This window comes from Citrobacter sp. Cpo090, from assembly GCF_030332665.1.
GTDB lineage: Bacteria > Pseudomonadota > Gammaproteobacteria > Enterobacterales > Enterobacteriaceae > Citrobacter > Citrobacter portucalensis.
In genome coordinates this window covers 84,736-111,735 of the sequence record NZ_JAOWHK010000023.1, presented here as the reverse complement: position 1 = coordinate 111,735, position 27,000 = coordinate 84,736, and the positions used below count along the sequence as shown (strand labels likewise).

Below are 27,000 nucleotides of genomic sequence, written 5' to 3'. Positions count from 1 at the left end.
AAACCCTTCCTGCCACGAGGTCTTTATGAACGGATTACTCAGCTTTACCCCCACCAATAACGATTGCGATTTCGCCAGAATTGCGAACAAGCAAGATCAGATGTTCCATCGCGTCGCAACGCTATGTCCGGAACGCGCAGAAATCATTACCGAGTCGTTTAAACGTTCTGAAGGCAAACCAATTGTTATCCGACGGGCTCTGGCACTCGCCGACATTCTTGCCAACATGACCATTTACATCGAACCGGATATGTTAATCGTCGGTAATCAGGCCAGCGCCAACTTCGCCGCACCGGTCTTCCCCGAATTTTCCTTCAACTGGGTGATTGAAGAACTGGATGAATTTGATAAACGCTCCGGCGACAGCTTCCAGGTTTCTGAAGAGACCAAAGCACGTCTGCGCGTTTTACAGGATTACTGGCAGGGCAAAACCCATCAGGACGAAGTGCTGGCCAATCTACCGCAAATCAATCGTCTGGCGGAAAAACAGGGCGTTCTACACCGCGGCGGCATCAGTATGTCCGGTGATGGCCACATCATCCCGAACCATGATTTTGTGCTCGAAGTCGGCTACGGCGGCATGCGTGATATCGCAAAACAGCACCTGGCGGAAGACCAGAATCTGACTGACGAGCAAAAAGATTTCTATCAGGCCGTCATTATCACCATGGAAGCCGCGCTGAACTACTGCAAACGCTTCTCTGTCCTCGCCAAAGAAGAAGCCGCAAAAGCCCCCGATGAAAAACGCCGTGACGAACTGCTGGCAATGAGCGAAATGTTTGCCCATCTGATGGAAGGCAAAGCACAAAACTTCTGGGAAGCGGTGGAAACCGTCTATCTGACCCATCTGCTGATGATGATCGAAAGCAACGGTCACTCCTTCTCCTTTGGTCGCTTCGACCAGTATATCTGGCCGTTCTACGAAGCAGATATTAACTCCGGCAACATCAGCAAAGAGAAGGCGCTGGAGATCCTGACTCACTTCTTCATTATGACCAACAGCCTCAACAAAGTGCGTCCATGGGGCCATACCCAGTATAGCGGTGGCTACCCACTGTATTCGAATTTAATGGTCGGCGGCATGAAGCCGGACGGAACAGACGGCACTAACGACCTCTCGTATCTGGCGCTGGAAGCGATGGCGCTGACCGGATTACCGGAACCCAACCTCAGCGTCCGTTTCTCCAAAGACACACCACATTCACTGATGCAGGACTCGGCAAAGCTGATTCGTAAAGGTTTTGGTATGCCGTCCATCTTTTGTGATGAAGTGGTGATCCCTGCGATGATGACCCTCGGGCTGAGCGAAGAAGTGGCTCGCGAATATGCCTCAATGGGCTGTGTAGAAACCGCGATTCCAGGTCGCTGGGGCCACCGTGCTACCGGTATGACCTACGTGAATTTTGGTAAAATTCTTGAGCTGGTAATGAACAATGGTTGCGATCCAGCAACCGGAGTTCAACTGGTGAAGGTGAACGGTAAAGAAGGCCGGGAGATAAACTACGCGTCTTACGACGAAGTGTGGGCCGCGTGGAATCAGCTGCTGGAGTTCTACTCTGATCTGGCGGTAGATTGCGATCTGGTATGCGACCGCGCGCTGAAATATCACGATGCCGATGCTTTCGCCTCTGCAACCATCAACTGTTCGCTCGAACGCGGAAAAACCCTTAAAAACGGCGGCGCGGAATATGACTTCGTCAGTTCCTCCAACATTGGGCCTTCAGTCGTCGGCGACAGCCTCGCGGCGGTGAAAAAGCTGGTCTTTGATGACAAAGTACTGACGCTCAAGCAGCTGCGCGACGCCATGGATTGTAACTTCGAAGGCATTGAAGGCGCACGCGTGCGCAAACTGTGTCGCAACGCGCCTAAATTTGGTAACGATATCGACTATGTCGATCACATTGTCGCCGACGTGTTCGAGTCCTACCTGAAACTGCTGCCTAAGTATAAAACCGATCGCGATGGCAAAGGTCCGAAGGGCTGCGGGTATACCATGTCGACCTCCAACATCACTTCTTACGTGCCGAATGGTTTTGACGTTGGTGCCACACCGGACGGTCGTCTGGCAACTTTGCCGCTAAACGAAGGCGCATCGCCATGTCTGGGGGCAGACAAAGAAGGTCCGACGGCAGTCATCAATTCGGTAGCGAAGCTGCCGAACCAGAAAATCGCCGGCGGCCAGTTGCTGAATATGAAATTCACCCCAAGTGCGCTGGAAGGCGATGAAAACCTGGAGAAATTTACCCATTTCATGGAAGCCAGCCGGGTGAAAAATATCTTCCACAACCAGTTCAACATCATCGATTCGAACATTCTGCGGGCAGCGAAGGCACACCCGGAAGACTACCCGAACCTGATGGTACGCGTAGCGGGTTATTGCGCCCTGTTCTCGACGCTGATGCCAGAAGCGCAGGATGCGATTATCGCCCGTACTGAGCTGGCATGGTAAGTACGGAGGTAATATGAAAACTGGCCTGATTTCCCGTATTCAACGTTACTCCACCAAGGATGGTCCAGGAATACGTACCACCGTGTTTATGCAGCAATGCAACTTACGCTGCCAATGGTGTGCGAATCCGGAAACCATCAGGCCTGGTTTCAACGTGTTCTGGTTTAAAGAACGCTGCCGTCAGTGCGGCACCTGCGTTCAGGCTGCGACAAACAACGCGATTACCCTTGCAGCACCGGGCAACGGGGTCAACATCGACAGGAAAAAATGCACTAACCTGTTGGATATTGTTGAACTTTGCCCTTACGACGGCTACGAAAAAGTGGGCAAAGAGATGACGTCCCATGAACTGGCCGACCTGCTGCTGCGTGACAAAGCGTTTTACGATGAAAGCCACGGCGGTGTCACTTTTTCCGGCGGTGAACCGGCGCTCCAGGCAGAGTTCGTCAGGGAAACCGCCCTGCTATTGCAGGCTGAAGGCGTTCACGTCTGCCTTGATACTGCCGGGGCTATTCGCTGGGAGAAGCTGCGTCCGCTGATTGAAATCGTTGATTTGGTCTCTTATGACTTTAAAGCCTTTGATGCCGAAATCCATCTCAGCTGTACCGGCGTCGATAACCGACTGATTCTGGAGAATGCCAAAGCAATCGCCGCCATGGGCAAGCCGATCCTTGCGCGAATGGTAATTGTACCAACGCGCAATGACGATCCCACCGATATACGTAAACGACTCGATTTTATCCGGACGCTGGGTAGTGCTGTACAGCAAGTAGATATTCTTGAATACCACATTTATGGCATCGGTAAATATCAGAAATTGGGTATGCCTTACTTGTTAAATGATATTCCACCATGCTCACGTGAGATGACCGAAGAAATAAAACACTACGCCAGTGAAATTGGCTTGAAAGCCACTATTGGCGGTTAAAGGATAAAAATGCTGAATTTTATTATTACCGAAACCTACAGCGCAATGAGTATACTGGCGGCGAATCGCGTCGCCGCTGCTCTGATCAATAAACCGGATCTTGTGATGGCTATGCCAACGGGCGGAACGCCCGTTGGCATGCTGGCAGAAATGAGTCGAATGGCCAAAGAAGGTGAAGCTGATTTCACAAAAACCTTTTCCTTTAATATCGATGAATATATTCCGCTAGCGAAAGACGACCCACAAAGTTATTACTCTTTCCTGCAACACCACTTTTATCAACACGCCCATATCCCCACCGAAAATACCTTTGTTCCCGACGTTCAGGCTGCAGACTTGACCGCAGAATGCATCCGTTATGAACAAATAATTGTGGACCACGGCGACTTTGATATAACGATTCTCGGCATTGGTCACGATGGTCACATTGGCTTTAACGAACCGCACGCCACTCATAGCTCAGTCTGTCATCTCATTGATCTTAAAACGGAAACTATCGAAGCCAACACCCGTTTCTTTGCCAGCAAAGACGATGTGCCGAAGCAAGCGATTACGCTGGGTATGGGAACCATCTTGCGGAGCAAAGAGATTGTTCTGATAGCCAACGGTGTCTCGAAAGCTGCGGTGATGAAGCAGCTTTATGACTGCACCCGCATCGATCCGCTGTTTCCGGCATCGTTCCTGCTGCTGCACCCAAATGTGACGGTGATTGGCGATCGCGAGGCAGCATCACTATTTAACCTTTAATTCATCCTGAGGCGCTTATGATTATTCAAAGTGAACGGGTATGGCTTTACGGGCGTTTTTTTCCAGCACACATTACCGTTGAGAACGGGAAAATTTTCGATATTAACATCGGGTTAATCACCGACGCCGAATATGATTTTGGTCAGCGCCGTATCGTACCGGGATTTATCGATATGCACACGCATGGTGGATGGAATTACGATACCAACGAAGATGACGCCGTAGGCCTGCATCGTTGGGCATCGCGATTACCGCAGGAAGGCGTCACTGCTTTTTGCCCCACTACAGTAACAGACGATCATCCCGTCCTGCTGGCAGCATTACGCAATATTGCGCAGGTAATGCAAACCCCATCAAAGGGTGCGGAGATCCTGGGCATCCATCTTGAGGGCCCTTTTCTCAACCCTTTGTATCGCGGCGCGCAGCCAGAAAAGGCCATCCGCCAAACCAACATCGCCGATTTCACAGCTTATCAACAGGCGGCCAGGGGGCACATTATCGCCGTGACGCTGGCGCCGGAGATGGACCCCAATTACCAGTTAACGCGTTATTGCACAGAGAGGAATATCGTCGTCAGCATGGGGCATTCCGACGCCTCATTCGATCAGGCGCTGGAAGCGATGAGCAACGGCGCAAGTAGCGTCACTCACGTATACAATGGAATGGCGAAATATATCAACCGTGAACCCGGTTTGCTGGGAGCCGCGTGGGGTCTGGATGGGCTGTATGGCGAGCTGATCGCCGACGGTATTTTTGTGAGTCTGGTCTCTGCTGCACATTTATTCCAGGCCAAAAGTGATGATTACATCATTATGATAAGCGACTCCATGAAGGCCAAAGGCGAAGCGCCTGGCCGCTACATGTTTGGCGGCGAGCCGATGATTCTCGCTGACGACGGCGCGACCCGGCGAGAAAACGGCGTGCTGGTAGGCAGCACATTGCAGATCAACCGTGGTCTGTACAATATGGTCGAGAGGGCGATGGTACCCTTTAGTTCGGCGTTAAAATCCTGCACGATAAACCCTGCTCGCCTGCTCGGCCTCGACGATCGTAAAGGTAAACTACAGCGCGGATATGACGCTGATATTGTAGTGCTGGAAGATAATTACCAGGTCAATACCACTTTCTGTAAAGGAGAAATATCCTGGTCAATTAATTAAATAGTATTTGGCATAACTATATTTATTCTGCGGTTGTGAAAAACAACCGCCAGGAATTATTTGCTTTTTATTATGAATAGAAATTAATTTCATTTAAAAATAAAAAACGAGATATAGATAACATTAATTCACCACATAGTTTTTTAAAAATACCGAACTAAATAATAAGACCCACCCACCACATTTATCTCCCATCGCGAACATTATTTACCAGCCAGCAATGTTTTTGCTGGTTGATGATTTTTATCTGCTTACAGGGAATATTATGAATATTTTAGGATATTTACAAAAAGTGGGCCGTGCATTAATGGTTCCGGTAGCAACCTTACCCGCTGCGGCTATTTTAATGGGCATCGGATATTGGATCGATCCCAATGGCTGGGGTAGCACCAATGCGCTTGCTGCCTTATTTATTCAGTCAGGTTCGGCCATCATTGACAATATGGGCGTACTGTTTGCTGTCGGTGTGGCATATGGGATGTCAAAAGATAAAGACGGTGCAGCAGCATTGACGGGATTTGTTGGCTTTCTGGTATTAACCACACTCTGTTCACCCGCTGCGGTGGCGATGATCCAGCACATACCTCTCGAGCAAGTACCAGCGGCTTTTGCCAAAATTAAAAACCAGTTTATTGGCATTATGGTGGGCGTCATCTCCGCCGAACTGTACAACCGTTTTGGCAGCGTCGAACTACCAAAAGCACTTTCATTCTTCAGCGGGCGTCGACTGGTTCCAATCATCACCTCTTTTGTGATGATTGTGGTTGCTTTTATCATGATGTTCATCTGGCCTATCGTTTTCAGCGGCCTGGTCGGTTTTGGCGAACATATTCAAAAACTCGGGTCCACCGGCGCCGGTATTTACGCCTTCTTCAACCGATTGCTAATCCCCGTAGGATTGCACCACGCACTTAACTCCGTCTTCTGGTTTGATGTCGCCGGAATTAATGATATTCCTAATTTCCTCGGCGGCGCGCAGTCGATTGAGTCCGGAAAAGCGGTTGTCGGTATCACCGGACGTTATCAGGCCGGTTTCTTCCCGATTATGATGTTTGGCCTACCGGGTGCTGCACTCGCGATTTATCAGTGCGCTCGCCCGGAAAACAAAGCCAAAGTATTAGGCATCATGATGGCAGGCGCGTTCGCCTCGTTCTTCACCGGCATCACCGAGCCGCTGGAGTTCTCGTTTATGTTTGTCGCACCGATACTGTATGTTATTCACGCGCTGTTGACCGGCATCGCCGTATTTGTTGCGGCCAGCCTGCATTGGATAGCCGGTTTTGGTTTTAGCGCCGGTCTGGTCGATATGGTGCTCTCTTCACGTAACCCCCTTGCCGTACAGTGGTATTTTCTCATCCCGATGGGTCTGGTATTTTTTATCATCTACTATCTGGTGTTTCGGTTCACCATCATCAAGTTTAATCTGATAACTCCAGGGCGCGAGCTGACGCTGGCTGGAAGTGCCGCCGACGGCCAGGACATCAATATTGGTAACCCTAAAGATCTGAACATTAGCGAGCTTGCGCGTCAGTACATCGCCGCCGTTGGCGGCACGGATAACCTGACCGGCATAGATGCCTGTATCACCCGCTTACGCCTGAGCGTCAACGACTCCTCTCGACTCAATGACGCCCTGGCAAAGCGGCTGGGCGCCACCGGCGTGATCCGTCTGAATCACACCAGCGTGCAGATAATCGTCGGATTTGCGGCAGAAAAAATCGCTAATGCGATGAAAACCACAGGCTACGTAGAAGCCGCCAGGGCCGTTGCCGTCGACACCGCACCCACATCGGCGAAACCGCTGATGGCTAAACCCGTCGCCGCCATCGTTGAACTGGTCGCACCGGTCAGCGGCGAGGTAATTATGCTGGAACAGGTGCCGGATGAAGCCTTCGCCAGTAAGGCGGTTGGGGACGGTATTGCCATTAAACCGACAAGCAACATCGTCCTTTCACCCGCCGCTGGCACCCTCGTCAAAATATTCAATACTAACCACGCATTCTGTCTGGCAACACCCGCAGGTGCAGAGATCATCGTCCATATGGGGTTGGATACCGTCGCACTTAACGGACAGGGGTTTAGACGTCTGGTAGAAGAAGGGATGGAGGTTGTCACAGGCCAGCCGATACTGGAGATGGATCTCGATTTCCTCAATGCCAACGTCCGTTCGATGTTAAGTCCGGTGGTATGCAGCAATATTGAAGATTTTACGGAGATAGAGTTCAGGGCGCCAGACGGTAACGTTATTGCGGGACAGACGCCGCTCTACATCATCAAGGGATAAACGACAAAATCAGCGACTGCCTTTGGCAGTCGCTGATTTATTGAGTTACAGCAGATCGAAACGATCCAGGTTCATCACTTTCACCCATGCGGCAACGAAATCTCTCACGAACTTCTCGTGGGCATCGCTGCAGGCATAAACTTCAGCCACTGCGCGCAGTACAGAGTTAGAACCGAACACCAGATCGGCGCGGGTTGCGGTGTATTTTACTTCACCGCTCAGACGGTCACGACCTTCGAACAGCTCTTGTGACTCATCAACCGCCTTCCACTCATGACGCATATCCAGCAGATTGACGAAGAAGTCAGTGCTGAGTACGCCTGGACGATCGGTAAAGACGCCGTGCTGGCTACCATCAAAGTTGGTGCCCAGTACGCGCATACCGCCCACCAGCACGGTCATTTCCGGTGCGGTCAGCGTCAGCTGCTGTGCTTTATCAATCAGCAGCGACTCGGTGGTCGACACGTCAGGACGAGAGCGGTAGTTACGGAAACCATCAGCAATCGGCTCGAGCAGTTCGAACATCTCAATATCCGTTTGATCCTGGCGCGCATCCACGCGGCCCGGTGCAAAAGGTACCTTAATGCTGACACCCGCAGCGCTAGCCGCCTGCTCTATACCGACAACACCTGCCAGCACGATAATATCGGCTAACGAAGCGGTATGGGCTGACTTATAAATGCCTTCCAGCACAGGCAGTACGCGTGCCGCGGTAGCATTCACATCCCAGCCACGCTGTGGGTCCAGCGCCAGACGCGCACCGTTAGCGCCGCCACGTTTATCCCCACCGCGGAAAGTTGATGCGGAAGCCCACGCTACCGATACCAGTTCGCCCACGGACAGCCCGGAAGCGGCGATGGTCGCCTTCAGCTTCAGAATATCTTCTTCGCTTGGGTTGAAGAACGCATGCGGCAGCGGGTCTTGCCAAATCAGATCTTCTTTTGGCACTTCCGGTCCGATGTAGCGCGATTTTGGCCCCATATCACGGTGCGTCAGTTTAAACCACGCACGGGCAAACGCTTCGTTGAACGCCTGTGGATCGTTCAGGAAACGACGGGAGATCTTCTCGAATTCAGGATCGAAACGCAGCGTCAGGTCGGTAACCAACATTGTTGGCTTACGTTTTTTCGACGGATCAAACGGATCGGGAATAATTTCTGGCGCGTCAACGGCTTCAAACTGAATCGCGCCTGCCGGACTGCGAGTTTGCACCCACTCATATTTGAACAGGTTCTCGAAGAAATAGTTGCTCCATTGGGTCGGCGTCTGCGTCCAGACCACTTCCAGACCGGAAGTAATTGCGTCTGCGCCCGCGCCGCTGCCGTAGCTGCTGGCCCAGCCCAGGCCCTGCGCTTCAATCGGCGCGGATTCTGGATCGGCACCTACGTGCGAAGCCGGTGCTGCACCGTGGGTTTTGCCCAACGTATGACCGCCGCCAATCAGCGCCACGGTTTCTTCGTCGTTCATGCCCATGTTACCGAAGGTCGCACGAATCGCCGCTGCCGCAGAAAGCGGTTCGCCGCTATGGTCCGGCCCTTCCGGGTTCACATAGATAAGGCCCATTTCGGTTGCGCCCAGCGGCGCTTTCGCCAGCTCTTCCGGATGACGGTGGGTCAGCCAGGCTTTTTCATCACCCCAGTTTACGTCGAGATCCGGTTCCCAGACATCTTCACGACCGGCACCAAAGCCGAAGGTACGGAAGCCGGAGTTTTCCAGCGCCACGTTGCCCGCAAGGATAAACAGGTCGGCCCAGGAAATTTTTTGACCATATTTCTGCTTGATTGGCCACAGCAGACGACGCGCTTTATCCAGGCTGACGTTGTCCGGCCAGGAGTTCAGTGGTGCAAAACGCTGCTGTCCGCGACCCGCGCCACCGCGTCCATCGATGGAACGATAGGTCCCTGCACCGTGCCATGCCATGCGGATAAATAATCCGGCATAAGTTCCCCAGTCAGCGGGCCACCACGGTTGAGATTCGGACAGAAGGGCTCTGAGATCCCCTTTCAGGGCAGAATAGTCGAGTTTGCTAAACTCTTTACGGTAGTTGAAGTCCTCACCCAGCGGGTTTGAACGATTGGAATGTTGGTTTAAAAGATCAACGCGGAGTTGGTTAGGCCACCAGTCGCGGTTATTCGTTCCTGCTCCCGCGCTGTGATCCGGCCCGCCCTGATGAAAAGGACACTTACCGGCAGTTGATGCGTTCTGGCTATCGTCGGACATGCTCATCTATATGCTCCCTTTACAGTGTTCTGACTACGATATACACCACCAGAGATAAGATATAGTCGAAATAACCCACAGATTCGATAGCTAATTCCTTTTATATTTTAAGTTACAGAGATGTAGATCAAAATGATCAATAAAAAGCCCTCCGTAGAGGGCTGGGGCATCTGTTTAATTCGGTCTTACACCTAGTGTATGACAAATAGCGTAGCTCATCTCGGCGCGATTTAGGGTATAGAAATGAAAATCTTTCACCCCTTCGCGACTGAGGATCTTCACCATGTCCATGGCGATATTCGCTCCCACCAGCTTGCGGGTTTCGGCATCATCATCCAGACCATCAAACATGGTCGACATCCAGGAAGGGATACGAACATTGGTCATATCGGCAAATTTTTTCGCCTGTTTAAAGTTAGAGACCGGCAGGATACCCGGAATAATTTCCACATCGATACCCGCAGACACGCAGCGATCGCGAAAGCGCAGATAGCTTTCTACATCGAAGAAAAACTGGGTAATCGCGCGGTTTGCACCGGCATCTACTTTGCGTTTCAGGTTCAGCAGATCGGCCTGAGCGCTCTTCGCTTCTGGGTGTACTTCCGGATAAGCCGCAACGGAGATATCAAAGTCCGCAACGTCTTTCAGCAGAGTCACCAGGTCAGAGGCATACATATCCGGTTTACCGCTTCCCGGCGGTAAGTCACCACGCAGAGCAACAATATGACGAATACCGTTATTCCAGTAGTCCTGAGCAATGGTCCGCAGCTCATCGCGAGTTGCATCAATACAGGTCAGGTGCGGAGCCGCTTCAAGGCCAGTGCGATCCTTAATGCCTTTAATAATGCTGTGCGTGCGGTCGCGCTCACCAGAGTTTGCACCGTAGGTGACTGAAACAAACTTCGGCTTCAGGCTGCTCAGGCGATCGATGGAGTTCCACAGGGTTTGCTCCATTTCACTGGTGCGCGGCGGGAAAAACTCAAACGAAACGTTAATCTGACCCTGTACTTCCGCCAGGCTCTGATTCAGGGCTTCCCGCTGGTTGGCGTGAAAAAAGCTCATACCTTACCTCATCAATCTTTTGTCGTTATATGTTGTGTTGTGAACTGCTATACGTTTAGACGTCTAGATGTAAAAATGACGGAAAAGCATGCTGGCGTCAACACAAAAATCATCGTTAAAGGTGAGGAATACTCAGCCAACGTGAAAAAAATTCACATCAGCCTGAAATAATGAGGGATTGCGTCATGGCCGTCTGCAGCCACGCTAATTTTGTTACGTTCTCAGGCAGCATCAGCAACCCCGTACTAATACGTAATTCGGTATCGGTAAGCGGAAGAAAGGTCACGCCCTGACGCTGGATAGCCGAAAAGGAGGCCGGAATCAGGCTCAGACCGTCACCCTGCGCGATCCGCGCCAGCAGCACGTCATGTTCCAGCGGCTCTTCAATACAGGCAGGCGAGTAACCCGCACGACGAAAAATGTGTCGGGTGTAATCAAAGAAGGCGGGGTTGCGTTCACGTTTGAACCAGAACAGTGGCCGGTGGTTCAGCGCCGTTAACGAGAGCGACGGCAGCGTCGCTTCTGCCCACTGCGCGGGTAAAGCGGCGATCATCGATTCTTGCCAGCCAAGCGGCGTGACGCTAAGCCCCGAAGTTTCAAGCGGTAGAGCCACCAGAGCGGCATCCAGTTTTCCCCGACGCACCTGGCGTGCCAGTTCAGGCGAACTATGACGGACAACATGCAGCTTCTGTACTCGCGTAATAAGCTGTGACTCAAGTGCAGCGAAAACGCCCTGCTCAAACGCCGTACTTAGCCCTAAGCGCAGAGATTGCTCCCCCGTTTTCGCTAGCTGACTCAGCGCCGTCCAGGTTTTATCCTGTAGCGCCAATAGCGGGAGCACGATATCAAGCACGCGCTGGCCGTCCTCCGTCAGCGTAAGCCCACGGGTATGACGGACAAAAAGCGTCACTCCCAGGCGTTCTTCAAGCTGGCGAATATGGCGACTCAGCGGCGGCTGCGACATAAACAAACGCTGCGCCGCCCGACTCATATTGTTCTCTTCCGCGACTACGGCAAAGTAACGCAGCAGGCGAATATCCAGAGAGTGCAAAGACGGGGTTGTCATACCGAAAAGGTATCACGGAAACGGTATTATCCCAATCATTCCGCACGCTCTATCCTCACGCCACAGACCACATGAAAGAGGAAGAAATGATGCCTTCAGAACGCTTTATTACCGGTCAGAAGATGTTGCAAAAAGTGGATGGTAAAGGGGGCGATGCAGTCGTCGAAAGTCTGCAAGATATTGCCCCAGATTTCGCCCAATACCTGATTGAATTTCCTTTTGGCGACATCTATTCAAGACCGGGGCTGGATTTACGCAGTAGAGAAATCGCTACCGTCGCGGCATTAACTGCGCTGGGTAACGCCGCACCGCAGTTGAAGGTACATATTGGCGCGGCATTACACGTAGGTTTAACGCAGGATGAGATCGTTGAAGTGATTATGCAGATGGCCGTATATGCTGGCTTCCCCGCGGCACTCAACGGCTTGTTTGCCGCAAAAGAGGTGTTTGCCTCCCACAAAGGCTAAAACAACAGGCCAGCGGAATATCTGCTGGCCTGAGCTCACTACGGTTTCACATCTTCCACACGCATGCCTTTGAGTTGCTCATCCGTCAGCGTATTTCCTGCTTTGAAAAAATCAACGACAGCATTAGAGACATAGTAACCGCCGGATGTGTTACGCGCTTTACCTTCGGTAAATGTTGTAAAACCATCACCGCCGTCTGCCAGGAAGCTATTTGTGGCAATGTGATAAACCGTGGCATCCTCAATGGGTTTGCCGTTTAACGTCAATACGGTGACCCGCTGACCAACCGGTTTACTGCTGTCATACTTCATCTCCAGTCCTTTGGACACCTGCAATACACCGTTGCTTAAACTCGCGCCATGCTCCATCAGGCTACGCAACTGCTTACCGGTAAGATCCATGGTTGCCAGCTCATTCGGGAACGGGAAGGTGCTAATGACTGCGCCCATGGTGATGGCTCCAGCAGGGATTTCATTCCGGATGCCGCCCGAGTTAGTGAGCGCTAACTGGGTCTCTTTACCCGCCGCAGCCAGCAACGCATCTGCCGCCAGATTTCCCAAGGAAGAAGATTCACCGTAAGCACGCGTCAGCTCAACCGGGGAGTTGGCAACCGTTTGTTGTACCACTTTATCGAGCTTTTTATTCCAGCCATCAATGACCTGTTTCGTCTGCGGGTCTGGCTGCCACTCATCAGCAAAAATGGTCTTCAGCTCGAAGTTCTTCACGGTAAATTGATGCGGTTTCTGCTGGTAATCCAGCACCAGTTTACCCACATCAATACCACCGCTGTCGGTAGAAAGTATCAGGGTGTTACCGACTTTAATCGGCTCCGGCGTGCCCACATGCGCATGACCGGTGATCAGGATATCCAGCCCCTTCACCTGGCCTGCGGTCTGGATGTCTTTATCCAGCGCACGGCGCACATCGGTGCCCCCCAGACTGGACTGACGTGCTGGCGTGCCTTCATGGATCAGTGCCACGGTAAGATCGACTTTGCCTTTAAGCTCATCGATATAGCGTTGCAACCACTTCACTTCATCCCGCGCCTCGATCCCGACACGTGTCGCAGCGGAAACCGTATCATCAAAAGCAAACACGCCGTGCAGGCCAATCACGCCAATCTTCACGCCATCTTTCTCAATGATGGTGTAGGGCTGATCCCAAAACTTTTTGCTGCTGTTCTGATAAAAGATATTGCCCTGCACAATAGGGAATTTCGCCTGACTCAGCTGCAACAACGTATTGTCCCAACCGTGATCGAATTCATGATTACCCATGGTGACAGCATCAAAATTCATGGTGTTCATGATATCGATAATCGCCTTACCCTTGGTCAGGCTGCTGATATATGGCCCGGTAAAATAGTCACCAGCATCAAAAAACCAGGTGGCGCTATTTTTCGCTTTCTCCTGCTTCACCATCGTCGTGATATTGGCCCAACCACCAATGTCACGTGAGCCATTGGCAATCCATGGGACTTTATAAGGTTCGACATGGGCATGGAGATCGTTGGTATAGATAATCGTGACATCTTTAGCACTGGCCCAGAGCGGCAAAGAGACCAGAACACCAACAGCAAGCATTTTTAACTTCATAATCAATCCCTTTCAGTCATATAAAGAATCGCTACGTTACGTTCTGAAAGGTTTTTTTATGTGAGAAAAATCACATCCGTCAGGGATAGTCGCGGGTCAAAATCGACGACCCTTAAAAATCGTTGGTAATCCGATGATGCCTCTGTTCACTATCAATTGCTGCAAGTCCTTCGGCTGTCAAAATTTGGGACAGGATCGTTCAGTTGATTACCATTGGCCAGATTATCGGCTGGGTTATGCCGCACTGCATTGCCGGGCATGCGGCAGCTATCCCCCGCTGTTTAACGAGGAACAGTTCCATAGCTGGTTGTCGGCATATTTAGCGGATTTTGCGATCAATAGAGGTGAGTTTTGCCCACATTGTTATCAGCGGAAAACCATCCGCTATGGGCACAATCCCCAGGGCAGCCAGCGTGTTCAGTGTCGGAACTGCAAACAAGTCTGGACACCAAAGCAGCAGCCGCTCACCACCATTGTTCCACCAGAACAAATAGCGACGGTTCCCTTAATCGTGCCTTTTCAGGGAGCCAGCACCGACCAGAAACTTTATGTATTGCTCAGTTTTGACGCTATTCGCGGTGATGTGTTGCATGTTTCCAGTAATTTCACGCCCCATCCCATTGGAGACTCATTACGTTACCGCTGGCGCGGCATCGGTGAAGCAACTGCAACGCATGATGATATTGTTGAGCGAGTCAGCCAGCGGGAAACCCAGTTTTTACGCCGCAGCCAGTTTGACGAAATTCAGTACGGCAGCGCGATGCTCAAACGTAACGCCAGCGGCGCGATTATACGTCCGGTAATTGCTGCCCATGGGCATTTCCGTCTGCTGAGCCATCTGTGGCCGGAGGTAAAAACTCACATTATTGCCCACGAATGTTTTCTGCGCGGCGCGGCGATTACCGCATGGGCGGAACAGTTTCGCCATCATCACGCCTCGCTGTGGTTTATTGATGAAGAAATCAACAACGATAAGCGCACGCTGCCCTGGCAATTGCAGGGTAAAACCTATCAGGGGTGGTGGCGAAACCAGTGGCAGATTTGGCAACGAGGCGATTCGCGTAAAATGGTGTGTTTGTTAACGGAGGGGCAGGTTGAAGAAGGCGCGTCAATAACCCTGGCGGCAAGCCATCATTTTCTCGCCTGGTTGCGGCAACAGACGGAATTTCAGCAAAGCCCCCGTTACTCCGCCCATTCGGTGTTTCAGACGATAAGGACGCTGGTAGATCAATACAACGCCCTGATCACCCTGCGCGATTTGCCCGGTGGCGCTGACCGGGCCTACGGTTCATGAAATATGTAGGCCGGATAAGCGTAAGCGCCATCCGGCAACGCAAACTACAGCAGCTGCGCCAGACGGTTGATGTCTGACTGAATCGCTCCGGCGGTGACGTCACGACCTGCGCCCGGTCCACGGATCACCAGCGGGTTATCGCGATACCAGCGGCTTTCAATGGCGAATACGTTATCGCACGGCAGCAGCGCTGCCAGCGGGTGTTCAGGGCGAACCGCTTCAACGCCAACGCGTGCTTTACCGTTAGCATCAAAACGCGCCACATAGCGCAGCACCAGCCCCATTTCACGCGCCGCTTCCAGACGCTGCACCATCTGCTCGTTCAGCTCATCGCCATTCTCAAAGAAATGGTCAATAGAGCCTTCTTCACAGTGCGCAGGCACCAGCGATTCCACGCGAACCTGGCCCGGTTCGATGTCGTAACCGGCTTCACGCGCCAGAATCACCAGCTTACGCATCACATCTTTGCCGGAAAGATCTACGCGCGGATCGGGTTCAGTCAGACCCTGTTGCCACGCCTGATCCACCAGATCGGTGAACGGGACCGTGCCATCAAATTGCAGGAACAACCACGACAACGTGCCAGAGAAGATCCCACTGATCGACAGAATGGTATCTCCGCTATCAATCAGATCGCGCACGGTATGGTTGATCGGCAAACCTGCACCCACGGTGGCGTTATACAGCCAGTGGCGACCGGTTTTTTCAAAAGCGTCATGAATTTGGCGATAATTATTACTGCTGCTCGCCCCCGCCAGTTTGTTGGCGCTGATAACGTGGAAACCATGGCTGGCAAAATCCAGATACTGATCCGCCAGTTGCTCGCTGGCAGTGACGTCCAGCACCACTAAATCATCATACGGGTGAGCACGCATCCACAGGAATAGAGACTCTTCATCCTGCTCTACCGCCTCATCATCAAAGAAGGCTAACGCGCGGCTGGCATCCAGTCCTTCGTAATTCAGCAGGCTACGACGGCTATCAACCACACCCGCCAGCACAAACTCGAATCCGGTACGCGCCGAGAGCGTGCTCTGCTCGCGAGCGAACAGCTCCAGCCAGCGCGAGCCAATGTTGCCTTTGCCGAACAGCACCAGACCAATGCGTTTTTCCGCGCGGAAAATTGACTGATGCAGACCCTGAATCAGGCTCTCCGTTGGCCCAGTACGCAGTACCGCGACCAGGCTGATACCCTCTTCCGACTGCCAGGTGAATTCAACCGGTTGACCTTTCAACTGTTGCCAGAAACGGTGGCAGTGCAGCGGATTACGGGTGACGCCCGCCCCGACCATCGCCACCAGCGCCAGCCCCTGGCGCAGACGCAGTTCGCCCGGCAGACCAGCTTCATCAAGAATTTTCAGTGCGCCGTCAGCGACTTCGGAGGTATAGCAAAATTGCAGCAGTTGGCGGTCAGGATGCACACCCACTGCCAGCGGACGCACCTGGGTACGTTTTAAAACCTGGTCGATCTCTTTATATGCCAGCTTAAAGTCCTGGCCAGTCGGAACCAAAAACTCAATCAGGCAGACGTCATCATGACTGGTCACAATACGCGCCCCGGTACCGGAGGCCAGTACGCGTTCAATGCGCGTTGAACCTTGCTCCGGCGTATAGCTACAACGCAGTTGAAGATCGATATCGCTACCGGAAACCGGCTGTAAGGTACGGGCATGGAGAACCGGCGCCGCCAGACGCGCCAGCTCGCTGGCTTCATCCAGACGCAGCAGCGGCAGCAAACAGGCGTCTTTTACTTTACGCGGGTCCGCGCTGTAAACCCCGGCGACATCGCTCCAGATAGTTACGCGGGAAACGCCCGCCAGCGCGCCAACCTGCGTCGCCGAGTAGTCGGAGCCGTTACGCCCCAGCAGGACCGTTTCACCGGCATTGCTGCGGCTAATAAAGCCGGTCACCACCAGCCGTTTACCCGGATGCTGCGCCAGCAGTTGCTGTAGCAATGGGTAAGAAAGACCTTCATCTACCTGCGGCTGAGCACCGCGTTCAGCACGTAAAAAATCGCGCGCATCCAGCCAGGCTGACTCCAGCCCCTGTTGGTTAAGGACGGCAGACATCAAACGCGCGGACCATACCTCACCATGCCCAACAACTTCAGCATAGACGGCATCGTTCACACCGCTGTCGAGTAATCCGGCCAGACGCTCCAGATCGTGAATAAATGCGCCAATCAGTCCATCCGCTACCTCAGGAGGTAACAAACCGCTGATAAGCTCGCTCTGATAGCGACGTAACGCCTGTTGAACCTGATGCGCAGAAAGGCGATCGGTCTGGCTTAATTTCAGCCAGCTAATCAACTGGTTAGTGGTACTGCCTGCGGCTGAAACAACCATCATGTCATCAGGCTGCGAGTACTCCGCCATAATGCCTGCGACACGCAGATAACATTTCACGTCTGCCAGACTACTACCACCAAATTTGTGCAGTTGACGACCCTTCGCCCCTGCCTGCGCAATCACACTCATGTTTACCCCTTGTTTGCAGCCCGGAAGCCATTTTCCAGGTCGGCAATTAAATCTTCGCCATCTTCAATACCGGTGGAGATACGCAGCAGCGTTTCGGAAATTCCGGCAGCTGCACGCGCTTCTGGCGCCATGCCCGCGTGTGTCATGGTTGCGGCGTGGGAGATCAGACTTTCAACGCCCCCTAACGATTCCGCCAGCGTAAACAATGACAACCCGCCGAGGAAGCGGCGCAGCGTTTGCTCATCACCATCCAGTTCAAAACTTAACATCGCGCCAAAGCCTTTTTGCTGACGCGCGGCAATCTCATGGCCCTGATTATCCGGCAATGACGGGTGATACAATTTTTTCACCAGCGGCTGAGTTTGCAGATAATCGACTATCGCCTGAGCATTACGTTGCGCCACCTCCATACGAGGAGACAGAGTACGCAGGCCGCGCAACAGCAGATAACTATCAAACGCGCCGCCGGTCACACCAATATTATTCGCCCACCATGCCAGTTCAGTGACCGTTTCCGGATCTTTCGCTATCACAACACCAGCCACCACGTCTGAGTGACCGTTTAAATATTTCGTGCATGAATGCAACACCAGATCGGCGCCCAATGCCAGTGGATTTTGCAGTGCCGGGCTTAAAAAAGTGTTGTCGACCACGCTGACCGCGCCAGCTTCACGCGCCAGCTGGCAGATTTTCGCAATATCCACCACGCGCAGCAGCGGGTTGCTTGGGCTTTCTACCAGCACCAGCTTCGGTTTTTCCGCCAATGCGGCCTGCAATGCCTGCTCATTTCCTTGATCGACAAACAGGACGCGGTAACAGCCACGTTTTGCCAGACTGTCAAACAGTCGGTAGCTCCCGCCGTAGCAGTCATGCGGTGCGACCAGCAGATCGCCTGGCTTGAGGAAGACCGTGGTCACCAGATGAATCGCCGACATGCCAGTATTGGTCAGCACAGCACCTGCACCGCCTTCCAGTTCCGCCAGCGCACGCTGAACAACATCGCGCGTTGGGTTACCGCGACGCGAATAGTCATGGGCGCGAGGTTCATTAAATCCGGTAAAGTTATAGGTGCTGGAGAGGTGAATCGGCGGGACAACGCAACCGTACTGTTCGTCGTCATTTAACCCGCTACGCACTGCGATGGTGGCCTGTTTACGCGTCATATTGAGGAGATCCTGGCTGAGTCGGTGAAAAGTCAGACACCAGAGTAATCATAGTTACGATAGCCGTCAATACATCTGGACATCTAAACTTCTTTGCGTATAGATTGAGCAAACTGGAAATAGCCGTTAAAATTATATGCATTAGCGTACATCTGCGTCGGCTTACTTCGTGTCAGGGCCACGCCACTACGATAAACTACGCGCAATTATGGTCCGGGCTCAGGTTCTGGCCTCAATATTAATGACGAAGAGGATTAGGTATCTCATGGCTGAATGGAGCGGCGAATATATCAGCCCATACGCTGAGCACGGTAAGAAGAGTGAGCAAGTCAAAAAAATTACGGTTTCCATTCCTCTGAAGGTGTTAAAAATCCTTACCGATGAACGCACGCGTCGTCAGGTGAACAACCTGCGCCACGCCACTAACAGCGAACTGCTGTGTGAAGCGTTTCTGCATGCTTTTACTGGGCAACCCTTACCCAACGATGACGACCTGCGTAAAGAACGCAGTGATGAAATCCCGGAAGAAGCAAAGGTAATCATGCGTGAACTGGGTATCAACCCGGAAACGTGGGAATACTGATAGTTAGAACGGCAATGGGCGTGTAGAGGCGGGAATGCTCCCGCCTTTTCTCACTGTGTTACTTACTAATACCATTGAGTTTATTCAATTTTTCTTCCATTTTGAGCGTTTCCGTACGGTTCAATGGGTAGAAATAAATCAGAATGACCGCCGCCAAAAACAGGCATAGCGCCGGCAAGAGATTAGCCATCGTATAAATATTTTCCTGCACAATGCTGGTTTGTACTGCTCCACCTGTTGACGATGATTGATAGCCAATGATAGCCAACATAAAGCCACCAATCGCCCCTGCGCATGCCTGACCAACCTTGCGCGCAAAGAAATTCACACCATAAACCGTGCCATCCTCGCGATCGCCTGTGACATACTGGTGGTAGTCACAAACATCAGTCATAAACGCCCAAATCATCAGGTTGAATAACCCTGCTCCCAGCGTCGCCAGGAACAAGAAAACCAGATAGACCTTGGCATCCGTAATGTGGACAAAGTACATAATCACATACATGACCACGGCAAAAAGCAACGCGCCTACGCTGGCTTCTTTTTTACCAAACCGCTTCGTGAGCCAGGATGCTGATGGCGCCAGCAAAACCAGGGAACCAAAGGTAAACAGCAACGCGACTGACATCGCCTCTTTATTGTGGAAATAGTCATTAAACAGGTAAGTCATGTTGGTACCGGACAACCCCTGATTAATTACAATCAGCAAATCCACAACCACTAAAACAATCAGCGCCTTATTGCGTGCCAGTCCCTTCAGCAACACCGAAACAGGCATGCTCTCTTTTCTCTCCACGCGCACGCGTTCCGTCGTTAAATGACAGGTCAAGGATAAAAAGATCAAGCCCAGCACTGCGCAACCAATGGAAATCCAGAAGAAGTGTTGCCCGGAAATCACCTGGCTTCCGTCCACCAGGGTGGTGTACATCAGGATCGGAATGAAAAAGCCGGTTGTCCCGCCACCGATGGCTGACCCAACGCTACGCCAGGTTGAAAGCGATACACGATCATCCGGATTCGAGCTAATCGCCGCAGACATAGCACCGTACGGAATACTCACGGTCGATAACAGCGAACCGTAAATGAAATAGGAGCAGCAGATGTAGATAATTTTCGCCGTATAAGAAAAATCATTCACAAACGGCAGGAACAGGACAACCGCAATGATGCAAAATGGATACTTCATGCGACGCACCCACGGGTTAAAACGTCCATGTACCGTCAGTTTAGAGGTATCGCATAAGCGCCCTACACCAACATCGACGAATGCATCAAAGAGTTTGGTGACAAAATAGAGTGAGCCAACAATAACGCCGGAAATACCGAGGACGTTAGTGTAATAAATCATTAAAAAACTATTAACTAAGCCAAGAATAAAACAGGTTCCGAGGTCACCACATAAATAACCAATTTTATCCCGAATTCCGAAAGGTCTGATGGCAGTGGTTTCATTATTTCCGATAATAGTTCCATCATTAGACATGATGTCAACTCCTTAGACATATTATTCACACAAACTATGCTTATCGACGTAATCAGCCGATACGAAAACTATTACCGATTAGAAGTTATAACCAAGACCGACACGATAACGGGTCTGACGATCGTCTGTGGTGGTAGTGTTATAACCCGAGGAAACGTTGCCAACTTCAACAAATGGAACCCATGAGCCTAGTTTATACGCCACGCGGAAGTTATATTCATAATCATCTTTCCGGTTGTTATATAAATCTTCACTATCGGCAATTTTATAAATCCCATTTAGCTCAAACATCCAGTCATTGACGTTATAACCAAGCCAAGCTTCCGGACGATAAACCATGCGGTCATCTTTGCCGTCAGTGTTTCTGCGCATGTACTCCTGGCGATAGCGGAACGCGGTCCACCAGCTGTCGTTGATGTTGTACTGCACGCGGATATAAGGCTTATAAATCGCGATATTATCGCCCGTTTCGATCGCAATGCCGGGCTGCCAGACAAGACCCTGCCAGGTGAACTGGTAGCTTGCGGTGTACTCGTTGCCGTTACTTTCCATATTATTCCACGCATCATTTGATTGCGTGTTTTCGGAACGAGAAATGGCTTCTACTGCCACACCGAAACCCGTAGCAAAACGGTGAGACATATAAACACGATCGTAATTACGTCCATCGTCATAATATTCATGCCGGTAATCAACATAACCTGCTTGTGCGGCCGCAGAGAATAATGGAATCAGTAATAACGCAGATTTCAATTTCATGACAATCCCTCTTCATACTCAATAACGGAAATTATCCATTTCGTTTTGTCCATAAAATGGGAAAACAAAAAGGCTTTTAGATTAATTTTATATTTCCACAAAAGTGTATTTTAGAAAGAAAGCAGAAACCTTTGGCATTTTGCCAGGAACTGGTAAAAGTGGCAAAAGACAGAAGATAAAAAGGACGCAGATCACCAGTACAAATATTTAATCGAAAAAAAATAAAACAATGCTTTACTTATTGAATAAAATAGATCATTCAATACATCAATATATATTTCAGTTCTGAACCGCAGAAACAAAAAAAGCGCCATAAGGCGCTTTTTTCTGACAGCTGAAACTTACTTGCTGCCTGGGATGCTGAAACGCTTGTTGAAGCGATCAACACGGCCACCGGTAGCAACATCACGCTGCTTGCCAGTATAGAACGGGTGGCACTGACCGCACACGTCCAGGTTCAGATCGTGACCGACGGTAGAGCGGATTTTCATGACGTTACCGCAAGAGCAGTTTGCAGTAATTTCTTCGTATTTCGGGTGAATATCTTTTTTCATGGGAAAACCTCGGTTTAAGGCCGCGTCGCTCTTCCAGCCCTAACGCCAGACACCACGCGATGTTAATTATTCCCCGTCACCTTTCACGCTGCATCAACAGCCTGAAACTCTCGGGTAATGGTCAGTATTTGACGCAATCAATTTGCATCAAAGGCGGCGAATCATACAGAAATTAACCTGCCCATGCAAACTGATCCGCATTCTACCCTCCACTAATGTGTATACTAACCCGCCAGATTTCAAGTCAGGATGATTCAATGCCCGTTGCGCACGTTGCCTTACCTGTTCCGCTACCTCGCACCTTTGACTACCTCCTGCCGGACGGCATGAGCGCCAAAGCAGGGTGTCGTGTACGCGTGCCCTTTGGCAAGCAGCAGGAGCGCGTGGGTATCGTCCTTTCCGTCAGCGAGCACAGTGAACTGCCGCGGAGCGAATTGAAAGCCGTTCTCGAAGTGCTGGACAGCGAACCCGTCTACTCGACCTCTGTCTGGCGTCTGCTGTTGTGGGCGGCTGATTATTATCATCATCCCATCGGTGACGTACTGTTTCACGCTCTGCCAATTTTACTGCGCCAGGGACGCCCGGCGACAAACGCGCCCATGTGGTACTGGTTTGCTACTGAAGAAGGCCAGGTTATTGACCTCAACAGCCTGAAGCGTTCTCCCAAGCAGCAACAGGCGCTGGCTGCATTACGCCAGGGGAAAATCTGGCGCGACCAGGTGGCTGAACTGGAATTTAATGACGCCGCATTACAGGCACTGCGGAAAAAAGGGCTGTGCGATCTGGCGAGCGAAACGCCAGGCTTTAGCGACTGGCGTACGCACTATGCGGTTACCGGTGAGCGTCTGCGGCTGAACACCGAGCAGGCCACCGCGGTCGGGGCGATTCACAGCGCCTCAGACAGTTTTAGCGCCTGGCTATTAGCGGGCGTAACGGGATCAGGCAAAACAGAGGTCTATCTCAGCGTTCTGGAAAACGTCCTGGCCCAGGGCAAGCAGGCGCTGGTGATGGTGCCGGAGATTGGCCTGACGCCGCAAACTATTGCCCGTTTTCGCGAACGTTTCAATGCGCCGGTCGAAGTCCTGCACTCCGGTTTAAACGACAGTGAACGTCTTTCCGCCTGGCTGAAAGCAAAAAATGGCGAAGCGGCAATTGTTATCGGCACACGCTCGTCGCTGTTTACGCCGTTTAAAAATCTCGGCGTGATTGTCATCGACGAAGAGCACGACAGCTCTTATAAACAGCAGGAAGGCTGGCGCTATCATGCGCGCGACCTCGCGGTTTACCGCGCCCATAGTGAGCAGATCCCGATTATTCTCGGTTCAGCCACCCCGGCGCTGGAAACGCTGTGTAACGTGCGGCAGAACAAATATCGCATGCTGCGCCTGACGCGTCGCGCCGGAAATGCGCGCCCAGCCACTCAGCACGTGCTGGATCTCAAAGGTCAGCAGGTGCAGGCTGGGCTCGCCCCTGCGCTGATCGCCCGGATGCGTCAGCACCTGCAGGCGGATAACCAGGTGATCCTGTTTTTGAACCGCCGGGGTTTTGCGCCTGCGCTGCTGTGCCACGACTGTGGTTGGATTGCCGAATGTCCGCGTTGCGATCACTACTACACGCTACATCAGGCGCAGCACCACCTGCGTTGCCACCACTGTGACAGCCAGCGCCCGATACCGCGTCAGTGCCCTTCCTGCGGCTCGACGCATATGGTTCCGGTAGGGCTCGGCACCGAACAGCTTGAACAGGCGCTGGCACCTTTTTTCCCCGGCGTGCCAATTTCACGCATCGATCGCGACACCACCAGCCGTAAAGGGTCGCTGGAGCAGCATCTGGCAGAAGTGCATCGCGGCGGCGCACGAATTCTTATAGGCACGCAAATGCTGGCCAAAGGCCACCACTTCCCGGACGTCACTCTGGTGGCGCTGCTGGACGTTGACGGCGCGCTGTTCTCCGCAGATTTCCGGTCAGCGGAACGCTTCGCCCAGCTCTACACGCAGGTCTCTGGCCGTGCCGGACGCGCCGGGAAACAAGGCGAAGTGGTACTGCAAACGCACCATCCTGAACATCCGCTGCTGCAAACCTTGCTGTATAAAGGCTATGACGCGTTTGCCGAACAGGCGCTGGCCGAGCGACAAACGCTCCAGCTCCCACCCTGGACCAGCCATGTGATCGTGCGGGCAGAAGATCATAACAACCAGCATGCGCCAATGTTCTTGCAGCAGCTACGGAATCTGATCCAGGCCAGTCCGTTGGCCGATGACAGACTCTGGGTGCTCGGCCCGGTTCCCGCCCTGGCGCCCAAACGCGGTGGTCGCTATCGTTGGCAAATTTTGTTGCAACATCCATCACGAATTCGCCTGCAACATATCGTCAGCGGCACGCTAGCGCTGATCAATACACTACCCGATGCACGCAAGGTTAAATGGGTGCTGGATGTCGATCCCATCGAGGGATAACCCCTCACGATGCGAGGCGGATCGTAAAATTAAAGATCCATCACACTTTTTATGAAAATTCTGTAACCGCTTCCATTCACTATCTGATAAAAATGTTTCAGATGAAGGTCATCCAGGGACGAGTCTGTGCCAGCAGCTCTCTGGCGAGGAGAAAGAGTGAAACCGAATAAGCAGGTTGCCGCCGCTACGATGAAAGATGTTGCTCTGAAGGCGAAAGTCTCAACGGCAACCGTATCCCGCGCATTAATGAACCCGGACAAAGTCTCGCAGTCAACCCGTAACAAGGTTGAGCAGGCAGCGCTGGAAGTGGGATATCTACCCCAATCAATGGGACGCAACGTCAAGCGTAATGAGTCGCGTACCATTCTGGTGATTGTGCCCGATATCTGCGATCCGTTTTTTAGCGAAGTGATTCGTGGTATCGAAGTGACTGCCGCAGAACAGGGATACCTGGTGCTTATTGGCGACTGCGCGCACCAGAACCAACAGGAAAAGACGTTTCTTAACCTCATTATCACTAAGCAGATCGATGGCATGGTACTGCTCAGCTCGCGCCTGCCGTTTGATGCCAGCGTGGAAGAACAGCGCAATTTACCGCCAATGGTCATGTCCAACGAGTTCGCGCCAGAGCTGGAACTCCCTACCGTCCACATTGATAACCTCACCGCCGCCTTTAACGCGATGAATTATCTGCTGGAACTGGGGCATAAACGCATTGGCTGTATCGCCGGACCCGAAGATATGCCGCTGTGCCATTATCGTCTGCAAGGTTACGTTCAGGCATTACGTCGCAGCGGAATTACGGTCGATCCACATTTCATCGCGCGCGGTGACTTTACCTATGAAGCGGGAGCCAATGCGTTGAAGCAGCTCCTTGAACTACCGCAGCCGCCTACCGCTGTCTTTTGTCACAGCGACGTCATGGCGCTGGGCGCACTCTCTTACGCCAAACGTCAGGGTCTGAAAGTCCCTGATGATTTATCCATTATTGGCTTTGATAACATTTCGCTCACGGAATTTTGTGATCCACCCCTGACAACCGTCGCACAGCCGCGTTTCGATATCGGACGTGAAGCTATGCTGTTACTGCTCGATCAATTACAAGGGCAGAGCGTCAGCAGTGGCTCACGTTTACTGGACTGCGAGCTTATTATTCGGGGTACTACCCGGGCACTGACGTAAAGTAAAGTGCTTTCGGACTCCCCTGTCTGGTCAAAGGCCCGCCGCTTAAGTAACATGGCGGGCTGACGAACGAATAAATACAGCGAAACGATAGTGGCACAACGAGATTATGTACGTCGCGGCCAACCGGCACCTTCGCGGCGCAAGAAGAGCACATCACGGAAAAAACAACGCAATACGCCTGCGGTATCGCCCGCAATGGTTGCTATTGCTGCAGCCGTACTCGTGACCTTTATCGGTGGTCTGTACTTCATTACGCATCACAAGAAAGAAGAGTCCGAAACGCTGCAAAACCAGAAAGTCACCGGTAATGGCATTCCACCAAAACCGGAAGAGCGCTGGCGATACATCAAAGAGCTGGAAAGCCGTCAGCCTGGCGTACGTGCGCCTACCGAACCGTCTGCGGGCGGCGAGGTGCTGAACGCCGATCAGCTAACCAATGAGCAGCGCCAGCTATTGGCGCAAATGCAGGCTGATATGCGTCAACAGCCGACACAGCTCAACGAAGTACCGTGGAACGAGCAAACGCCTGAACAGCGCCAGCAAACGTTGCAGCGTCAGCGTCAGGTGCAACAGCAGCAGTGGAATAACGCACAGCAGCAGGCTCAGCAGCCGCGTCCGCGGGCAACGGAACAGCCTTACCAGCAGCAGCAAACACGTACAGCGCAAGCCGCACCGGTACAGCAGCCGAAACCGCAGCCAAAACCGGCGGCGCAACAGCCGTATCAGGATCTGCTGCAAACACCGGCGCATACCGCCGCAGCTCAACCGAAAACGCAGCCGGCCGCGCCAATAACCAATGAAACGCAGCCGCCAAAACAGACGGCTGAGAAAAAAGATGAACGCCGTTGGATGGTTCAGTGCGGATCATTTAAAGGCGCTGAGCAGGCAGAAACCGTACGGGCACAGCTGGCCTTTGAAGGCTTTAACTCCCGTATTACCACCAATAACGGTTGGAATCGTGTGGTCATTGGTCCGGTCAAAGGCAAAGAGAATGCCGACAACACCATCAGCCGCCTGAAGGTTGCTGGTCACACAAACTGCATTCGACTCTCCACTGGGGGTTGAAAC

20 protein-coding genes are annotated in these 27,000 nt (G+C 52.2%); 11 read left to right on the top strand and 9 right to left on the bottom strand.

From position 1 onward, the window contains the following. Positions 1-25 precede the first annotated feature (25 nt). The 5 genes from OGY83_RS02395 to nagE all read left to right on the top strand — a co-directional run bounded on the left by OGY83_RS02395 (position 26) and on the right by nagE (position 7,568). The gene (locus OGY83_RS02395; RefSeq protein WP_286635155.1) at positions 26-2,449 is read left to right on the top strand and encodes a glycyl radical protein; all 2,424 of its coding nucleotides are present in this window, start codon (positions 26-28) and stop codon (positions 2,447-2,449) included. Positions 2,450-2,462: 13 nt separating this feature from the next. Then, positions 2,463-3,377 carry a glycyl-radical enzyme activating protein gene (locus tag OGY83_RS02390; protein ID WP_286635154.1) on the top strand — a complete coding sequence of 305 codons (915 nt, stop codon included), beginning with the start codon at positions 2,463-2,465 and terminating at the stop codon, positions 3,375-3,377. A gap of 9 nt (positions 3,378-3,386) precedes the next feature. Continuing rightward, entirely contained in the window at positions 3,387-4,124 is a 738-nt protein-coding gene (nagB, locus tag OGY83_RS02385; protein ID WP_286635153.1) for a glucosamine-6-phosphate deaminase, read from the top strand. A gap of 17 nt (positions 4,125-4,141) precedes the next feature. Beyond that, complete coding sequence (gene nagA, locus OGY83_RS02380; RefSeq protein WP_286635151.1) at positions 4,142-5,284, top strand: N-acetylglucosamine-6-phosphate deacetylase; 1,143 nt, start codon at positions 4,142-4,144, stop codon at positions 5,282-5,284. Between the two features lie 265 nt (positions 5,285-5,549). Then, the gene (gene nagE, locus OGY83_RS02375) at positions 5,550-7,568 is read left to right on the top strand and encodes an N-acetylglucosamine-specific PTS transporter subunit IIBC (RefSeq protein ID WP_286635149.1); all 2,019 of its coding nucleotides are present in this window, start codon (positions 5,550-5,552) and stop codon (positions 7,566-7,568) included. Between the two features lie 45 nt (positions 7,569-7,613). Here the strand turns inward: nagE and katG are convergent, their stop codons facing one another. The 3 genes from katG to OGY83_RS02360 all read right to left on the bottom strand — a co-directional run bounded on the left by katG (position 7,614) and on the right by OGY83_RS02360 (position 11,916). Then, entirely contained in the window at positions 7,614-9,794 is a 2,181-nt protein-coding gene (gene katG / locus OGY83_RS02370; RefSeq protein ID WP_286635148.1) for a catalase/peroxidase HPI, read from the bottom strand. A 168-nt stretch (positions 9,795-9,962) separates the two neighbouring features. After that, positions 9,963-10,850, bottom strand: coding sequence for a methylenetetrahydrofolate reductase (metF, locus tag OGY83_RS02365; protein ID WP_003825161.1), 888 nt, complete (start codon positions 10,848-10,850; stop codon positions 9,963-9,965). A gap of 157 nt (positions 10,851-11,007) precedes the next feature. After that, complete coding sequence (locus OGY83_RS02360) at positions 11,008-11,916, bottom strand: LysR family transcriptional regulator (protein ID WP_191213599.1); 909 nt, start codon at positions 11,914-11,916, stop codon at positions 11,008-11,010. Between the two features lie 89 nt (positions 11,917-12,005). Between OGY83_RS02360 and OGY83_RS02355 the strand changes: the two genes are divergently transcribed. After that, positions 12,006-12,383 (top strand): carboxymuconolactone decarboxylase family protein, encoded by a 378-nt coding sequence (locus OGY83_RS02355; protein ID WP_079939337.1) that lies wholly within the window; start codon positions 12,006-12,008, stop codon positions 12,381-12,383. Positions 12,384-12,421: 38 nt separating this feature from the next. Here the strand turns inward: OGY83_RS02355 and OGY83_RS02350 are convergent, their stop codons facing one another. Next, positions 12,422-13,978, bottom strand: coding sequence for a bifunctional metallophosphatase/5'-nucleotidase (locus OGY83_RS02350; RefSeq protein ID WP_286635146.1), 1,557 nt, complete (start codon positions 13,976-13,978; stop codon positions 12,422-12,424). A gap of 133 nt (positions 13,979-14,111) precedes the next feature. Here OGY83_RS02350 and OGY83_RS02345 point away from each other — a divergent pair, with 133 nt between their 5' ends. After that, positions 14,112-15,272 (top strand): cytoplasmic protein, encoded by a 1,161-nt coding sequence (locus OGY83_RS02345; RefSeq protein ID WP_286635144.1) that lies wholly within the window; start codon positions 14,112-14,114, stop codon positions 15,270-15,272. Positions 15,273-15,316: 44 nt separating this feature from the next. Here OGY83_RS02345 and metL read toward each other — a convergent pair whose 3' ends face one another. Both metL and metB read right to left on the bottom strand, forming a co-directional pair. Then, entirely contained in the window at positions 15,317-17,749 is a 2,433-nt protein-coding gene (gene metL / locus OGY83_RS02340; protein ID WP_123269170.1) for a bifunctional aspartate kinase/homoserine dehydrogenase II, read from the bottom strand. A 2-nt stretch (positions 17,750-17,751) separates the two neighbouring features. Next, on the bottom strand, positions 17,752-18,912 hold the full coding sequence (gene metB / locus OGY83_RS02335) for a cystathionine gamma-synthase (protein WP_123269171.1): 1,161 nt from the start codon (positions 18,910-18,912) through the stop codon (positions 17,752-17,754). Positions 18,913-19,177: 265 nt separating this feature from the next. Here metB and metJ point away from each other — a divergent pair, with 265 nt between their 5' ends. Then, positions 19,178-19,495, top strand: coding sequence for a met regulon transcriptional regulator MetJ (metJ, locus tag OGY83_RS02330; RefSeq protein WP_003825168.1), 318 nt, complete (start codon positions 19,178-19,180; stop codon positions 19,493-19,495). Between the two features lie 58 nt (positions 19,496-19,553). Here the strand turns inward: metJ and OGY83_RS02325 are convergent, their stop codons facing one another. From OGY83_RS02325 to rpmE, 3 genes are all read right to left on the bottom strand, one after another. After that, the gene (locus OGY83_RS02325) at positions 19,554-20,978 is read right to left on the bottom strand and encodes an MFS transporter (protein ID WP_286635141.1); all 1,425 of its coding nucleotides are present in this window, start codon (positions 20,976-20,978) and stop codon (positions 19,554-19,556) included. A gap of 78 nt (positions 20,979-21,056) precedes the next feature. Continuing rightward, positions 21,057-21,737 (bottom strand): oligogalacturonate-specific porin KdgM family protein, encoded by a 681-nt coding sequence (locus OGY83_RS02320; RefSeq protein WP_079939331.1) that lies wholly within the window; start codon positions 21,735-21,737, stop codon positions 21,057-21,059. Between the two features lie 341 nt (positions 21,738-22,078). Next, on the bottom strand, positions 22,079-22,291 hold the full coding sequence (gene rpmE, locus OGY83_RS02315; protein ID WP_008787040.1) for a 50S ribosomal protein L31: 213 nt from the start codon (positions 22,289-22,291) through the stop codon (positions 22,079-22,081). 257 nt (positions 22,292-22,548) lie between these two features. On the opposite strand from rpmE, the gene priA reads away from it, so the two are divergent. The 3 genes from priA (at position 22,549) to ftsN (ending at position 26,997) form a co-directional block, all read left to right on the top strand. Then, a complete protein-coding gene (gene priA / locus OGY83_RS02310; RefSeq protein WP_286635139.1) occupies positions 22,549-24,747 on the top strand; it encodes a primosomal protein N' in 2,199 nt (732 codons plus the stop codon). A 156-nt stretch (positions 24,748-24,903) separates the two neighbouring features. Further along, complete coding sequence (cytR, locus tag OGY83_RS02305; protein ID WP_003825179.1) at positions 24,904-25,929, top strand: DNA-binding transcriptional regulator CytR; 1,026 nt, start codon at positions 24,904-24,906, stop codon at positions 25,927-25,929. A 93-nt stretch (positions 25,930-26,022) separates the two neighbouring features. Further along, positions 26,023-26,997: a cell division protein FtsN gene (gene ftsN, locus OGY83_RS02300; protein WP_079939329.1), complete on the top strand. Its 975-nt coding sequence runs from the start codon at positions 26,023-26,025 to the stop codon at positions 26,995-26,997. The last annotated feature ends 3 nt before the right edge of the window (positions 26,998-27,000 follow it).

Excerpts from the sequence above, each read along its gene's own strand:
- OGY83_RS02395 (WP_286635155.1), top strand. The coding sequence starts at position 26 with ATGAACGGATTACTCAGCTTTACCCCCACCAATAACGATTGCGATTTC.
- OGY83_RS02390 (WP_286635154.1), top strand. The coding sequence starts at position 2,463 with ATGAAAACTGGCCTGATTTCCCGTATTCAACGTTACTCCACCAAGGAT.
- nagB (WP_286635153.1), top strand. The coding sequence starts at position 3,387 with ATGCTGAATTTTATTATTACCGAAACCTACAGCGCAATGAGTATACTG.
- nagA (WP_286635151.1), top strand. The coding sequence starts at position 4,142 with ATGATTATTCAAAGTGAACGGGTATGGCTTTACGGGCGTTTTTTTCCA.
- nagE (WP_286635149.1), top strand. The coding sequence starts at position 5,550 with ATGAATATTTTAGGATATTTACAAAAAGTGGGCCGTGCATTAATGGTT.
- katG (WP_286635148.1), bottom strand. The coding sequence starts at position 9,794 with ATGAGCATGTCCGACGATAGCCAGAACGCATCAACTGCCGGTAAGTGT.
- metF (WP_003825161.1), bottom strand. The coding sequence starts at position 10,850 with ATGAGCTTTTTTCACGCCAACCAGCGGGAAGCCCTGAATCAGAGCCTG.
- OGY83_RS02360 (WP_191213599.1), bottom strand. The coding sequence starts at position 11,916 with ATGACAACCCCGTCTTTGCACTCTCTGGATATTCGCCTGCTGCGTTAC.
- OGY83_RS02355 (WP_079939337.1), top strand. The coding sequence starts at position 12,006 with ATGCCTTCAGAACGCTTTATTACCGGTCAGAAGATGTTGCAAAAAGTG.
- OGY83_RS02350 (WP_286635146.1), bottom strand. The coding sequence starts at position 13,978 with ATGAAGTTAAAAATGCTTGCTGTTGGTGTTCTGGTCTCTTTGCCGCTC.
- OGY83_RS02345 (WP_286635144.1), top strand. The coding sequence starts at position 14,112 with ATGATGCCTCTGTTCACTATCAATTGCTGCAAGTCCTTCGGCTGTCAA.
- metL (WP_123269170.1), bottom strand. The coding sequence starts at position 17,749 with ATGAGTGTGATTGCGCAGGCAGGGGCGAAGGGTCGTCAACTGCACAAA.
- metB (WP_123269171.1), bottom strand. The coding sequence starts at position 18,912 with ATGACGCGTAAACAGGCCACCATCGCAGTGCGTAGCGGGTTAAATGAC.
- metJ (WP_003825168.1), top strand. The coding sequence starts at position 19,178 with ATGGCTGAATGGAGCGGCGAATATATCAGCCCATACGCTGAGCACGGT.
- OGY83_RS02325 (WP_286635141.1), bottom strand. The coding sequence starts at position 20,978 with ATGTCTAATGATGGAACTATTATCGGAAATAATGAAACCACTGCCATC.
- OGY83_RS02320 (WP_079939331.1), bottom strand. The coding sequence starts at position 21,737 with ATGAAATTGAAATCTGCGTTATTACTGATTCCATTATTCTCTGCGGCC.
- rpmE (WP_008787040.1), bottom strand. The coding sequence starts at position 22,291 with ATGAAAAAAGATATTCACCCGAAATACGAAGAAATTACTGCAAACTGC.
- priA (WP_286635139.1), top strand. The coding sequence starts at position 22,549 with ATGCCCGTTGCGCACGTTGCCTTACCTGTTCCGCTACCTCGCACCTTT.